The following is a 12,874-nucleotide window of genomic DNA, read 5'->3' as shown; positions in this document are numbered from 1 at the left end:
ACCGCTCGTCCTGCCAGTGGCTCAGACCGATATTGGTGGCGTGGCACGGGCGGAAGTGCTGGAAGGCGGGGCCCGCTCCGTCCATAGTTGGCGCACAGCCGCGCAGACACCCTGGGGGTCTCCCGCTCATGAGCAGAGCCGAACAGCCGTCCCGCAGAACGGTCCTCGCCGCCGCGGTCGCCGCCGCGGTGGCAGGGGGCTCGGCCCCGGCCGCCACGGCGGCCGACACGACGGACACCGCGGCCGCCGAGTCGGCCCCGGCCCCGACCGTCGACTACCGCTCCTGGACCACGTACGCCGACTGGCGCGCCGGCACCGCCAGGGGCGCCCGTGCCGTGGCGGGCCTGCGCCCGGGCGTCGCCGTCGGCACCCCGCTCGGCACCGTCGACTACACCGACCCGCACACCAAGACCACGGCCACCTGGGAGTACGCGACCTGGACGTCCCCGGTCCAGACTCTCGCCGTCCCCTCGACGGAGGTGATCGCCTCCTGGAGCGCGAGCACCCCGGCCGGCACCTGGCTCCAGGTCGAGCTGAGGGGCACGTACTCCGACGGCACGGACACCCCCTGGTACGTGATGGGCCGCTGGGCCTCCGGCGACCAGGACATCAAGCGCACCTCGGTCGACGACCAGACCGACGGCAGAAGCACCGTCTGGACCGACACCTTCGCGATCGACGACGCCTCGACGGGCCTGCGCCTCGCCTCCTGCCGCCTGCGCCTCACCCTCTACCGGCGCCCCGGCACCAAGCTCACCCCGACCGTGTGGCGGCTGGGCGCGATGGGCTCCGACATCCCGGACCGGTTCACCGTCCCGGCCTCCGTGCCCGGTCTCGCGCAGGAGCTGAGCGTCCCGCGCTACTCCCAGGAGATCCACCTGGGCCAGTACCCCGAGTACGACAGCGGCGGCGAGGCCTGGTGCAGCCCCACCTCCTCGCAGATGATCGTCGAGTACTGGGGCGGCCGGCTGACCGCCGAGCAGCTGGCGTGGGTCGACCCGTCCTACGCCGACCCGCAGGTGTGCCACGCGGCCAGGCACACCTATGACCACCAGTACGCCGGCTGCGGCAACTGGCCGTTCAACGCCGCCTACGCGGCCACCTTCAAGGATCTCCAGGGGGTGGTCACCCGGCTCCGCTCGCTCACCGATCTGGAGACGCTGATCGCGGCCGGGATCCCGGCCATAACGTCCCAGTCGTTCCTCAAGGAGGAGCTCACGGGAGCGGGATACGGCACCTCGGGGCACCTGATGACCGTGATCGGCTTCACGGCCGAGGGCGACGTGATCGCCAACGACCCGTTCTCGGCGGACGACACGGCGGTGCGGCGCGTGTACCGGCGGCGGGAGTTCGAGAACATCTGGCTCAGGACCAAGCGGTACAACGCGAGCGGCAAGGTCGCCTCCGGCACCGGAGGCGTCTGCTACCTCTACTTCCCGGCGCGTCCGACGGCCCGCCAGTGCAAGGCGCTCACGGCGGTGGGGGTCCCCGTGTGAGCAAGGTCTCAGCCGCAAAAGCCCCGGCGGGTGGCAAGGTGGACGGATCGGTGGGGGAACCACCCGTACGTCCGACCTCAGCGAGACACCATGACCGCACAGACTGCCACCGCCACCCGCGCCCGCACCGGCGGCCCCGAGACCGACGGCCCGAAGGTCCTCGAACACGTCATGGGCTGGGTCCTCGTCGCGGTCGTCGCGATGCTGGTCACCCAGCTCGGACTGCTGTGACGGGCGTGACCTGACGCACGGTTGACCTGACATACTGCGGATGTCCCGCCGACCGCCCGAGACCAGGGTCGAAATTGAATATCAGTGAACAGCGCGAAGTTGCCCGTCCCCGGGCACGCGGCACCGAGCGCTCACTGGCGCGCCGCGCCGAACTCATCTCCATCGGGCGGAAGTTGTTCGCCGACACGTCCTACGACGCGCTCTCGATGGACGACATCGCCCGGCAGGCGCATGTCGCCAAGGGGCTGATCTACTACTACTTCCAGTCCAAGCGCGGCTACTACCTGGCGATCATCCAGGACTCCGTCGCCGATCTGGTCACCTTCGCGGCGAGCGGCCTCGAACTGCCCCAGGTGGACCGGGTGCACCGCACCATCGACAGCTATCTGCGCTACGCCGAGCACAACACGGCCGCCTACCGCACGATCGTCAGCGGCGGCGTCGGCTTCGACACCGAGGTGCACGCCATCCGGGACGGCGTGCGTGCGGCGATCGTGGCGACCATCGCCGAGGGCGCGTACGGCAGCAGCGACATCCCGGCGCTGCCCCGCATGGGCCTGCTCGCCTGGGTGTGCAGCGTCGAGGGCGCCACCCTGGAGTGGCTCGCCCGCCCCGAACTCTCCCGCGAGATCATGGGCGATCTGCTGGTGAAGTCCCTGGGCGGCTCCCTGCGCGCCATCGAGGAACTCGAGCCCGCCTTCGCCGCGCCGAAGCCGGCCCGCCGCCAGGACTGACGGGCAGGACTGACGGGCGAGGTCTGACGCCCGAAGCGGACGGGCGAGGCGGACGCGCGAGGCGGACGCGCGAGGCGGACGCACCGAGGGCGGAGGCTCGTGGCCCTCCGCCCCAAGTGCCCCATGAACCGGGCTTACTTGATCGCGTGGATCAGCTCACCGTCGGCCGTGTCCCCGCTCAGCTCCCAGAAGAACGTCCCGCCCAGCCCCTGCCTGGACTTGTACCTCATCTTCGTCGCGATGGTCGCGGGGGTGTCATAACTCCACCAGTCGTTGCCGCACTTGGCGTAGGCGGTGCCGCCGACCGTGCCGGTCGCCGGGCACTTGGCCTTGAGGACCTTGTAGTCCTCGTTGCCGGCCTCGTACGTTCCCACCGCGGGACCGGTGGCCGTGCCGCCCGGCTTCGCCTGGGTGACGCCGGTCCAGCCACGCCCGTAGAAGCCTATGCCGAGCAGCAGCTTGCGTGACGGGATGCCCAGGCGCTTGAGCTTGGCGATCGTGGCGGCGGTGTCGTAGCCCTGCTGCGGGATGCCCGGGTACGAGGTCAGCGGCGAGTGGGGTGCCGTCGGGCCGGTGGCCGCCCACGTGCCGAAGTAGTCGTACGTCATCGGGTTGTACCAGTCGACGTACCGCGCCGCGCCCCCGTAGTCGGCCGCCTCGATCCTGCCGCCGGCGGTCGCGTCCGCCGTGATCGCCGCCGTGATCAGCTCGCGCTTGCCGAACTCGGCCCGCAGCGCCTTCATGACGTCCCGGAAGGCCTCCCGGCCGCTGGTGTCGCAGGTGAGGCCACAGGCGTTCGGGTACTCCCAGTCGATGTCGATGCCGTCGAAGACGTCCGCCCACTCGGAGTTCTCGACCAGGTCGTGGCAGGACCTGGCGAAGGCCGCCGGGTCCTTGGCCGCCTCGCCGAAGCCGCCCGACCAGCTCCAACCGCCGAACGACCAGCTGACCTCGAGTTTCGGGTGCAGCTTCTTCAGCTTGCGCAGCTGGTTGAAGTTGCCGCTGAGCGGCTGGTCCGCCGTGTCGGCGACGCCGTCCACGGACTCCCCGGCGGTGAACGGCCGGTCGGTGTCCGCCCAGGAGTCGCCGAGGGCGCACTTGCCGTCGGTGACGTTGCCGAAGGCGTAGTTGATGTGGGTGAGCCGGTCCGCGGAGCCGGACGTCTCGATGTTCTTGACGTAGTACTGGCGGTCGTAGATGCCCCAGTCGGTGAAGTAGCCCACGACCTTGGAGCCGGCCGGGCGGGTCTCGGCGGGGTGGGGTTCGCCGGCGGTGGCGGTGCCCGCGCCGGCGAGCAGGGCGGCGCCGAGCGCGGCACAACAGGCGGCGGACACCAGCGTCCGGAACCGGGCGCGGGGGCGGGGGCGGAGCGGGGTGTGCATCGGGTGTCTCCTCGCAGGGGCAGAGAGGGGATCGCACGCCGATCGGCATGAACGCGGGAAAGCGTTGGAGCGAAACGGTAGGAGGACTAGACCACTCAGTCAATGGTTCGGACCAATCGGCCGCACGCCCGTCCCGTCGTCCCTCCGGCGGTCGGTCCGCCGTCCCTCTGACTGTCGGTCCGGCGTTTCCGGCGTCCCTCCGGTGCGGCGGCGGTGCCCCGCGGGCATACTCACAGCGCGAAGCCGCTGGTCAGTCCGGGAGGAGGAAGCCGCCATGCCCGACCGCGCGCCGTCCCCGGTGGACCGTTGCATGCCCACGGCCGAGGCCCGGGACCTCATGGCGCTGGTCCGTGATCTCGCCCGACGCGAGATCGCACCGGCCGCCGCCGAGGAGGAGGACGCCGGGCGTTTCCCGCGCGATCTGTTCACCCTGCTGTCCGTATCGGGGCTGCTCGGTCTGCCGTACGACTCCGCGTACGGCGGCGGCGACCAGCCCTACGAGGTGTACCTCCAGGTCCTCGAAGAGCTCGCCGCGGTCCGCCTCACCGTGGGGTTGGGCGTCAGCGTCCACACGCTGGCCTCCTACCCGCTCGCCGCCCACGGCACGGACACGCAGCGGGCCGCGCACCTGCCCGCCATGCTCGGCGGCGGGCAGCTCGGCGCGTACTGCCTCTCCGAGCCGTCCTCCGGCTCGGACGCGGCCTCGCTGCGGACCGGAGCGGTGCGGGAGGGCGGCGGGGACTGGGTGATCACCGGCACAAAGGCCTGGATCACCCATGCCGGACTCGCCGACTTCTACACCGTCCTCGCCCGCACCGGCGGCGCGGGCGCGTCGGGGATCACCGCGTTCCTGGTGCCCGGCGACGCCGCGGGACTGAGCGTCGCGGCCCCCGAGCGCAAGATGGGGCTGAAGGGCTCGCCCACCGCCCAGGTGCACTTCGACGGGGTACGGCTCCCCGACGCCCGGCGCATCGGCGACGAGGGCCAGGGCTTCGCGATCGCCCTGGCCGCGCTGGACTCGGGGCGGCTCGGCATCGCGGCCTGCGCGGTCGGCCTCGCCCAGGCGGCCCTCGACGAGGCCGTCGCCTGGGCGAAGGGGCGACGGCAGTTCGGGCGGCCGATCGCCGACTTCCAGGGGTTGCGCTTCCTGCTCGCCGACATGGCGACCCGGATCGAGTCGGGGCGGGCGCTGTACCTGGCGGCCGCGCGGCGCCGGGACGCCGGACGGCCGTTCGGACGGCAGGCGGCCATGGCCAAACTCCACTGCACCGACGCGGCCATGCAGGTCACCACCGACGCCGTCCAGGTCCTGGGCGGGTACGGCTACACCGCCGATTTCCCCGTCGAGCGCTACCTGCGCGAGGCCAAGGTCCTGCAGATCGTGGAGGGCACGAACCAGATCCAGCGGATGGTCATCGCCCGTCACCTGCTGGGTCCGGAAACCCGCTGAACTGCCCCGGCCGCACCTGCGGGGCCGCCAGCCGCACCCACTCCGGGTCGTGGCGCCCCGGCAGGGTGCGGCCCCGGTCGGCCCAGGTGCGCAGGAGGTCGCGGTAGATGGGCGGGTCCTGCGGGGGCGGCGGAGCCAGCGGAACCGATTTTTCCCGAACAGGCTCCGGACGCACGGGGACGAAGAGCTGGCGGTGACGCCCGGGCGCGACCGACTGGGTGGGGGTCATACCAGGGCAACGCCGGGCCCGGGGACAGGTCACCGGCAGCGAAGGTCGAGCGTGAGTTCGGGGAGTGCCCCCGGTTCGGGCTCGACCTGTGTGCGGTCGGCCCGGCGATACCTGGTGAGATGCCAAACCCCTTACAGGACACCCAGGTTGCCGCTCGCCGTCACGCATTGCCCACCGGCAGGCGTCCCTCGCCCGCGCCGGCCTCCCGTGCCGCTCCGGACGCACTGATCCTGCACCACGGCTACCTGCCGGCCGTGGTGCAGGGCAGCTACGGGAGTCGGGCCGGTGGGACGAGCGCGGACACGGCGCTCAGGCGGCCAGGCGGCCCATCGTCGGCACGCGCATCGGGCGCGAGCCCGGGCCACCTACGTGCGAGAAGGGCTGGGTGCGCCAGTCCAGCCCCTGAGGGAGCGTCAACAGGAGCGCGGTGTCCTGTTCCTGGGGCTCCACGGACTCGTCCGCGGGCCGGGCCTCGGCGGCCCCCCGTCCCGTCCCGGTGCAGACCGTGAGCCCGAAGGGGTTCCACGGCGAGGCGCACAGCGCGTGCTCCGGCAGGACCTCCTCGTCCGCCAGCAGCGCGATCGGCTGCGCACAGTCCGGGCAGATCACCCGGTACATCTCGAAGGTGTCGTACGCGTCGAAGCTGTCGGCGTCGTCGACGTCGAAGCTGTCGGAGTAGTCCGCGTCGACGGGTTCGACGCCCTCCGGCTCGGGCTCGACGACGGACTGGAGCCGCTTGGGCGCGGTGCGACCAGGGCGCTTAAGACTCTGCATGGGATTCTCCCCCTCGGGCTGGGCCGTGAAGGCACTGCGGCCTCGACCACAGCAAGCACTTCCCGCCCTGTCTCGGCGGTAATCACGAGGACATCACGAAGAGTTGGGGAGTGCTGTGGCATTCGTCACATGCCACTTGCAGGTGCCTCGTACGCCGGTCGAGCCCCCGAACGCCCGGCGCCCGGCCGTCGTCGACTTCCGGCCACGTCACAAACCGGCTATGACCTGGGCCGCATAGGTATACGCGGAGATCGCGCGCACGGTAGGTTCTTGCGTCATGGAGGAGCTGGACCGACAAATCGTGCAGCTGCTCGTCAAGGACGGGCGGATGAGTTACACCGATCTGGGCAAGGCCACGGGCCTGTCCACCTCGGCCGTGCACCAGAGGGTGCGCCGACTGGAACAGCGCGGCGTCATCCGCGGATACGCGGCCGTCGTCGACTCCGAGGCCGTCGGGCTGCCCCTGACCGCCTTCATCTCGGTGACACCGTTCGACCCCAGCGCCCCCGACGACATCGCGGAGCGGCTGGCCGGGGTACCGGAGATCGAGGCCTGTCACAGCGTGGCCGGTGACGAGAACTACATCCTCAAGGTGCGTGTGGCCACCCCGCACGAGCTGGAGGAGATGCTCGGGCGGCTCCGGGCGCTCGCCGGCGTGTCGACGCGCACGACGGTCGTGCTGTCCACCCCGTACGAGGCCCGGCCACCCCGTATCTGAGCGGATCCGCCGAGGATCCGAGGGGTCCGCGTGCCGGGCGGCCGAGGCGAGGCGCGAGACTGTCTCCCATGAGTGAGCGCACCGCCGATCCGAAGACCGTCCTGCTCCGCCGAGGAGAGGTACACAGCCCCGCCGACCCGTTCGCGACCGCGATGGTCGTCGAACGCGGTCAGGTCGCCTGGGTCGGCTCGGAAGGCGCCGCCGACGCCTTCGCGGACGGCGTCGACGAAGTGGTCGACCTGGACGGCGCCCTGGTCACCCCGGCGTTCACCGACGCCCATGTGCACACCACGTCCACCGGCCTCGCGCTCACCGGCCTCGACCTCTCCTTTGCCCCCTCCCTGGCGGCCGCCCTCGCCCTCCTACGGGCCTTCGCGGTGGCCCGTCCACGGGACAAGGTGCTGCTCGGGCACGGTTGGGACGCCTCCCGCTGGCCGGAGGGCCGCCCGCCCCGACGGGACGAACTGGACGAGGCGACCGGCGGCCGGCCGCTCTACCTCAGCCGGATCGACGTGCACTCCGCCGTGGTCACCACCGCCCTGCTGGAACGGGCGCCGAGGGCCCGCGCCGAGCCGGGCTTCGCGGACGGCGAACCGCTCACCCGCGACGCCCACCACGCCGTCCGTGCCGCGGCGTTCGCAGCAGTGACGCCCGCCCAGCGCGCCGAGGCCCAGCGGACCGCCCTCGCGCACGCCGCCTCCCTCGGCATCGGCTCGGTCCACGAGTGCGCGGGACCCGAGATCTCCTCCGAGGACGACTTCACCGACCTCCTGCGACTCGCCGCCGAGGAGCCCGGCCCCCGGGTCGTCGGCTACTGGGCCGAGCGGGATGTCGAGAAGGCCCGGCAGCTGGGCGCGCTCGGCGCCGCCGGGGATCTGTTCGTCGACGGCGCCCTCGGCTCCCACACGGCCTGTCTGCACGCCTCCTACACCGACGCCGACCACACCGGCACCGCCTACCTGGACGCCGCCGAGGTCGCCGCCCACGTGACGGCCTGCACCGAGGCCGGCCTCCAGGCGGGCTTCCACGCCATCGGCGACGCCGCCGTGATGGCCGTCGTGGAGGGTGTGCGCGCCGCCGCGGAGAAGGTCGGCCTCGCCCGGATCCGTGCCGCCCGCCACCGCGTCGAACACGCCGAGATGGTCACGCCCGAGACGATCGCCGCCTTCGCCGAGCTCGGCCTCACCGCGTCCGTCCAGCCCGCCTTCGACGCCCTGTGGGGCGGCGACGAGGGCATGTACGCCCAGCGGCTGGGCGTCGAGCGGGCCCGCACCCTGAACCCCTTCGCGGCCCTGCTGCGCGCGGGTGTCCCGCTCGCCTTCGGCTCCGACAGCCCCGTCACCCCCCTCGACCCCTGGGGCACGGTCCGCGCCGCCGCCTTCCACCGCACCCCCGAACACCGGGTGTCCGCCCGCGCCGCGTTCACGGCCCACACGCGCGGCGGCTGGCGCGCGATCGGCCGTGACGACGCGGGCGTCCTGGTTCCCGGCGCACCCGCCGACTACGCGGTCTGGCGTACGGACGAACTGGTCGTCCAGGCCCCCGACGACCGGGTCGCCCGCTGGTCCACCGACCCCCGCTCCGGCACCCCGGGACTGCCGGACCTGACCCCCGGCGGCGATCTCCCGGTGTGCCTGCGCACGGTGGTGGGCGGCCGGACCGTGTTCCTGCGGCCGAGCGAGTGACCTGCCGGGCCGGCCCGGGGAAGATCACCCGTCCGCCCGCCGACATACGCCCGGTGTCTTCTCCGCGCTGACCTGGGCATTGACCGTAGATCCGCAGGTCAAGCCGCTATTGACAGCCGATGGCGGGGGGCCGGTAGGTTCGGCGGAGTCCACCATCGGACGCCCCGCCCGGGGAACGCCCGCGCACTCGCCGCGGCGCCGCTGGGTCAGGGACGGTGAGCCGTACCGGCGCACCGCCACTGGCAGCCAGGCTCAGCGCCCGCCCCGCAGCGAGGGAACGTTCCGGCCGGTCGGGGAGGTGTGACCCGGATGGGGCCCGGGCGCTCAGTAGACAACGGCTTCGGTCGACCCGCAGCCAGCGGGTCCCATGCCGGCCCGAAGAGCGCCGGGCCCCCATCCGTAGCAGGCCCGCACCCGCCCGGCTTGTGCTCACCCCTACGGGGTAGGTACGTACATACAAGCCCAAAGGTACGTTCTTACCCCGCTTTCGCGGGTTCGACACCACCGTACGTACGTCCCGGCACGTCATCGCAGGCGGCGGCCACTATGGTGGTCCCCTGCGTACGGACTTGAAGGGGCAGTAGTGAACGACGGCGACGGGACCCTCGCGGCACAGGACCGGGGGAGGCAGTTCGGTCCGCTCGGCACGGCCTTGGTGATCATCCCGACCTACAACGAGGCGGAGAACATCAAGACCATCGTCGGCCGGGTGCGCAAGGCCGTCCCCGAGGCTCACGTCCTCGTGGCCGACGACAACAGCCCCGACGGCACCGGCAAGCTCGCCGACGAACTGGCCGTCGGTGACGACCAGGTCCAGGTCCTGCACCGCAAGGGCAAGGAGGGCCTCGGCGCCGCCTATCTCGCGGGCTTCCGCTGGGGCCTGGAGAACGGCTACGGCGTGCTGATCGAGATGGACGCCGACGGCTCCCACCAGCCCGAGGAACTGCCCCGCCTGCTCACCGCGCTCAAGGGCGCCGATCTGGTCCTGGGCTCCCGCTGGGTGCCGGGCGGCCGGGTGGTGAACTGGCCCAAGTCCCGTGAGGTCATCTCCCGCGGCGGCAGCCTCTACTCCCGCCTCGCCCTCGACCTCCCGCTGCGCGACATCACCGGCGGCTACCGCGCCTTCCGCCGCGAGACCCTGGAGGGCCTCGGCCTGGAGGAGGTCGCCTCCCAGGGCTACTGCTTCCAGGTCGACCTCGCCCGGCGTGCAGTCAAGGCCGGCTTCCACGTCATCGAGGTCCCCATCACCTTCGTCGAGCGCGAGCACGGCGACTCCAAGATGAGCCGTGACATCCTCGTCGAGGCGCTGTGGCGGGTCACGGCCTGGGGCGTGGGGGAGCGGGTCGGCAAGATCACGGGCCGGAGCGGCGGCCAGCCGGAGCGCTCACAGGCGCCCGCCAAGTCTCACAGCGACGGCTGATCGTCCCCTTATGCCGCTCTGAGCCTGGTGCGGGCACACTGGGAGTATGACAACTGGCTCTCCGACCCCCGCGTACCCGACATCCGCCCAGCCCGCCGCCCAGCCCCGCCGCTCGCGTCTGCGGACGTTCCTGCCGCTGGCGCTCGCCGCGTGGCTGGTGCTGGAGATCTGGCTGCTGACCGTGGTCGCGGGCGCGACGAGCGGGCTGGTGGTCCTTCTGCTCCTGGCCGCCGGGTTCGTCCTGGGCGCCGTGGTCATCAAGCGGGCGGGTCGCCGGGCCTTCCGGAACCTGAACGAGGCGCTCCAGCGCGGCACGGCGGCCTCCAGCCGGGGCGGCGGCAACGGCCTCATGATGCTCGGCGGCCTGCTCCTGATGATCCCGGGCCTGGCCTCCGACGTCGTCGGCCTGCTCCTGCTGCTCCCGCCGGTCCAGAAGGCGGTGAGCGGCTATGGGGAGCGCAAGCTGAGGGCGGCCGCGGCCACGCCCGGCACCCTGGGCGACGCGTTCCAGCAGGCCCGCATCCACCGCCCGGACGGCAAGGTGGTGCAGGGCGAGGTCATCAGGGACGAGCAGTGATTCCGGGAGCCTGATCCTCCAGGGGGCTGCGTCCCACTCGCAGGGGACAGCACGACGACCGCGGGCGCCGTACGTTTGTCACGTACGGTGCCCGCGGTCGTTGTCGTGCGTTGTGAAGCGGGTCACAGCCCCGCAGCGCTATGCGCTTTTGCGGCTGTCTCGGGGATGTACCGCAAGGTTCATCGCCCCGGACCGCAGAACGGCGAGCCGCTCCTCGAGGACCTCTTCGAGTTCCTCGCGGGTCCGCCGCTCCATCAGCATGTCCCAATGTGTACGCGCGGGCTTGGCCTTCTTTTCCTCAGGGCCGTCGCCGTCGACGAGGAGTGCAGGGGCTCCACAGACCTTGCACTCCCACTCCGGCGGAATCTCCGCCTCGACCGAGAAGGGCATTTCAAACCGGTGCCCCTTCTCGCATGCGTACTCCACGGCCTGGCGCGGGGCCAGGTCGATACCGCGGTCGGTCTCGTAGCTGGTCACCACGAGGCGCGTGCCGCGAAGAGCTCGCTCACTCATGAATCGTGCCTCCCGGGCTTGTCGCCCACAGGACAGGTGTCGCTGTCGTCGTCATCCGGTCAACGTCCGGTCGGCGGTAAAGATTCCCGTTCGGAGTTCCGTTCCGGGTCATGCGTCGCCGTCGTAGCCGCAGTCTTGTCCATCAGTGCAGTACCCACCGGCGCCCGGTTTGTCACATCTGAAAGGAGATGTCACCCAGCGTTTCGGCATCTTTGACGCGCAGTAACGGTACGCCTGGCAGGCCAAACGCGTACACTACCGCCCTTTCGCCTTGAGTGCTAAATCCTCTCGGGGACCGGGTTCCCCGCGTCGCGGATCGCCTGCCGTACGGGTACCCGTACGAGCAGGAGAAACCCGACGACGAAGAAGACCACCAGCGAGATGATCGCGTCCCGATAGCTCCCGGTCAGCTGGTAGGTGACCCCGAAGAGGAGCGGGCCGAGCCAGCTCATGCCACGGTCGCTCATCTCGTACGCCGAGAAGTACTCGGCCTCCTTGCCGGGCGGGACCAGGTGGGAGAAGAGGGAGCGGGACAGCGCCTGGCTGCCGCCGAGGACCAGGCCGATCGCGGCCGCGAGCAGGAAGAAGCCGACCGGTGCCCCGGCCGGCAGGAAGTATCCGGCTCCCAGGGTGAGCGTCCAGGCCGCCAGCGAGCCGAGGATGGTGCGCTTCGCGCCGTACGTCCGGGCCAGACGCCCCATGCCCAGCGCGCCCGCCACGGCCAGCACCTGCACCAGCAGGACGGCGCCGATCAGCGTGGACTGGCTGAGGCCGAGCTCCTCGGAGCCGTAGACCGAGGCCTGGGAGATCACGGTCTGGATGCCGTCGTTGTAGATCAGATACGCGAGGAGGAAGGCGAGGGTCAGCGGGTGGCGGCGCATGTCGCGGACCGTCGCCGCGAGCTGACGGAACCCGGGAGCCGTGCGAGCCGTCCCGTCCGTCCGGGCGGTCGCCTTCCGGGTCTCGGCCGGCCGGTCGCGCAGCCGCAGCAGTGGGATCAGCGTGAAGCCGCCCCACCACAGGCCCGCCGAGGCCAGGCAGATCCGCACCGCCATCGACTCGGAGACGCCGAAGGAGTCGTGGGCGAGGTAGAGCACCAGGTCGACGACCAGGACCAGCGAGCCGGCCGCGTAGCCGAAGGCCCACCCCCGGGAGGAGACCGCGTCGCGTTCCTCGGGCGGGGCGATCTGCGGCAGATAGGAGTTGCAGAGCATCATCGCCACGGACTGGGCCGCGTTCGCCACGATCAGCAGGGCGCCGCCCAGCAGATAGCGGTCGCCGCCCAGGAAGAACATGCCGGTCGTGGCCGCGGCGCCCACATAGGCTGCGACGCCCAGCAGGGGCTTCTTCCGGCCGCTGCGGTCGGCGGCCGCACCCACCAGGGGCATCACCAGCACGGCCACGATCACCGAGAGGGACACCGAGTACGCGAAGAAGGAACCCGCCCGCACCGGGATGCCCAGCGGATGCACGTACCCGTCGGCGTCCGCCGCCCGTTTGGCGACCGATGTCAGGTACGGGCCGAGAAACACCGTGAGCACGCTCGTCGAGTAGACGGAGCACGCCCAGTCGTAGAAGTACCAGCCGCGCTGCTCGCGCCGCCGTTCGGCGGCCTCGTCGGACGCCGTCGTCCGCACGGTGTCGATGTCCACCCGTGCCCTCGCC

Annotated in this window: 12 protein-coding genes; 8 read left to right on the top strand and 4 right to left on the bottom strand. The window is 71.7% G+C overall.

The annotated features are described in order from the left end of the window. The first annotated feature begins 128 nt into the window (after nucleotides 1-128). From ACFWBD_RS27090 to ACFWBD_RS27080, 3 genes are all read left to right on the top strand, one after another. Nucleotides 129-1,496: a peptidase C39 family protein gene (locus ACFWBD_RS27090; protein ID WP_385671872.1), complete on the top strand. Its 1,368-nt coding sequence runs from the start codon at nucleotides 129-131 to the stop codon at nucleotides 1,494-1,496. A 90-nt stretch (nucleotides 1,497-1,586) separates the two neighbouring features. Next, nucleotides 1,587-1,727, top strand: a complete 141-nt coding sequence (locus ACFWBD_RS27085; RefSeq protein ID WP_385671869.1) for an SCO1431 family membrane protein — start codon at nucleotides 1,587-1,589, stop codon at nucleotides 1,725-1,727. Nucleotides 1,728-1,801: 74 nt separating this feature from the next. Next, nucleotides 1,802-2,461, top strand: coding sequence for a TetR/AcrR family transcriptional regulator (locus tag ACFWBD_RS27080; protein WP_385671866.1), 660 nt, complete (start codon nucleotides 1,802-1,804; stop codon nucleotides 2,459-2,461). 134 nt (nucleotides 2,462-2,595) lie between these two features. Here ACFWBD_RS27080 and ACFWBD_RS27075 read toward each other — a convergent pair whose 3' ends face one another. After that, entirely contained in the window at nucleotides 2,596-3,843 is a 1,248-nt protein-coding gene (locus tag ACFWBD_RS27075; protein WP_385671864.1) for a glycoside hydrolase family 18 protein, read from the bottom strand. 274 nt (nucleotides 3,844-4,117) lie between these two features. On the opposite strand from ACFWBD_RS27075, the gene ACFWBD_RS27070 reads away from it, so the two are divergent. Further along, entirely contained in the window at nucleotides 4,118-5,293 is a 1,176-nt protein-coding gene (locus tag ACFWBD_RS27070; RefSeq protein ID WP_385671861.1) for an acyl-CoA dehydrogenase family protein, read from the top strand. A gap of 538 nt (nucleotides 5,294-5,831) precedes the next feature. Here ACFWBD_RS27070 and ACFWBD_RS27065 read toward each other — a convergent pair. Continuing rightward, nucleotides 5,832-6,296 carry a hypothetical protein gene (locus ACFWBD_RS27065; RefSeq protein WP_385671858.1) on the bottom strand — a complete coding sequence of 155 codons (465 nt, stop codon included), beginning with the start codon at nucleotides 6,294-6,296 and terminating at the stop codon, nucleotides 5,832-5,834. Between the two features lie 277 nt (nucleotides 6,297-6,573). Here ACFWBD_RS27065 and ACFWBD_RS27060 point away from each other — a divergent pair, with 277 nt between their 5' ends. The 4 genes from ACFWBD_RS27060 (at nucleotide 6,574) to fxsA (ending at nucleotide 10,696) form a co-directional block, all read left to right on the top strand. Beyond that, on the top strand, nucleotides 6,574-7,014 hold the full coding sequence (locus ACFWBD_RS27060; protein ID WP_385671855.1) for an Lrp/AsnC family transcriptional regulator: 441 nt from the start codon (nucleotides 6,574-6,576) through the stop codon (nucleotides 7,012-7,014). A gap of 68 nt (nucleotides 7,015-7,082) precedes the next feature. Next, nucleotides 7,083-8,699, top strand: a complete 1,617-nt coding sequence (locus ACFWBD_RS27055; RefSeq protein WP_385671852.1) for an amidohydrolase — start codon at nucleotides 7,083-7,085, stop codon at nucleotides 8,697-8,699. A gap of 583 nt (nucleotides 8,700-9,282) precedes the next feature. Continuing rightward, nucleotides 9,283-10,119: a polyprenol monophosphomannose synthase gene (locus ACFWBD_RS27050; RefSeq protein WP_385671849.1), complete on the top strand. Its 837-nt coding sequence runs from the start codon at nucleotides 9,283-9,285 to the stop codon at nucleotides 10,117-10,119. Nucleotides 10,120-10,165: 46 nt separating this feature from the next. Then, on the top strand, nucleotides 10,166-10,696 hold the full coding sequence (gene fxsA / locus ACFWBD_RS27045) for an FxsA family membrane protein (protein ID WP_385671846.1): 531 nt from the start codon (nucleotides 10,166-10,168) through the stop codon (nucleotides 10,694-10,696). 138 nt (nucleotides 10,697-10,834) lie between these two features. On the opposite strand, the gene ACFWBD_RS27040 is transcribed toward fxsA, so the two are convergent. Both ACFWBD_RS27040 and ACFWBD_RS27035 read right to left on the bottom strand, forming a co-directional pair. Beyond that, nucleotides 10,835-11,209 carry an RNA polymerase-binding protein RbpA gene (locus tag ACFWBD_RS27040; RefSeq protein ID WP_020128921.1) on the bottom strand — a complete coding sequence of 125 codons (375 nt, stop codon included), beginning with the start codon at nucleotides 11,207-11,209 and terminating at the stop codon, nucleotides 10,835-10,837. A 278-nt stretch (nucleotides 11,210-11,487) separates the two neighbouring features. Then, nucleotides 11,488-12,861 (bottom strand): MFS transporter, encoded by a 1,374-nt coding sequence (locus ACFWBD_RS27035; RefSeq protein WP_385671843.1) that lies wholly within the window; start codon nucleotides 12,859-12,861, stop codon nucleotides 11,488-11,490. Nucleotides 12,862-12,874: the final 13 nt, after the last annotated feature.

It is taken from the genome of Streptomyces sp. NPDC060002 (assembly GCF_042737245.1).
In the GTDB taxonomy this organism is placed as follows: Bacteria; Actinomycetota; Actinomycetes; order Streptomycetales; family Streptomycetaceae; genus Streptomyces.
This window is presented reverse-complemented; position numbering and strand designations above follow the sequence as displayed.

Bases quoted from the DNA above. Each gene is read 5' to 3' on its own strand.
- ACFWBD_RS27090 (WP_385671872.1), top strand. From the start codon at position 129: ATGAGCAGAGCCGAACAGCCGTCCCGCAGAACGGTCCTCGCCGCCGCG.
- ACFWBD_RS27085 (WP_385671869.1), top strand. From the start codon at position 1,587: ATGACCGCACAGACTGCCACCGCCACCCGCGCCCGCACCGGCGGCCCC.
- ACFWBD_RS27075 (WP_385671864.1), bottom strand. From the start codon at position 3,843: ATGCACACCCCGCTCCGCCCCCGCCCCCGCGCCCGGTTCCGGACGCTG.
- ACFWBD_RS27070 (WP_385671861.1), top strand. From the start codon at position 4,118: ATGCCCGACCGCGCGCCGTCCCCGGTGGACCGTTGCATGCCCACGGCC.
- ACFWBD_RS27065 (WP_385671858.1), bottom strand. From the start codon at position 6,296: ATGCAGAGTCTTAAGCGCCCTGGTCGCACCGCGCCCAAGCGGCTCCAG.
- ACFWBD_RS27060 (WP_385671855.1), top strand. From the start codon at position 6,574: ATGGAGGAGCTGGACCGACAAATCGTGCAGCTGCTCGTCAAGGACGGG.
- ACFWBD_RS27055 (WP_385671852.1), top strand. From the start codon at position 7,083: ATGAGTGAGCGCACCGCCGATCCGAAGACCGTCCTGCTCCGCCGAGGA.
- fxsA (WP_385671846.1), top strand. From the start codon at position 10,166: ATGACAACTGGCTCTCCGACCCCCGCGTACCCGACATCCGCCCAGCCC.
- ACFWBD_RS27040 (WP_020128921.1), bottom strand. From the start codon at position 11,209: ATGAGTGAGCGAGCTCTTCGCGGCACGCGCCTCGTGGTGACCAGCTAC.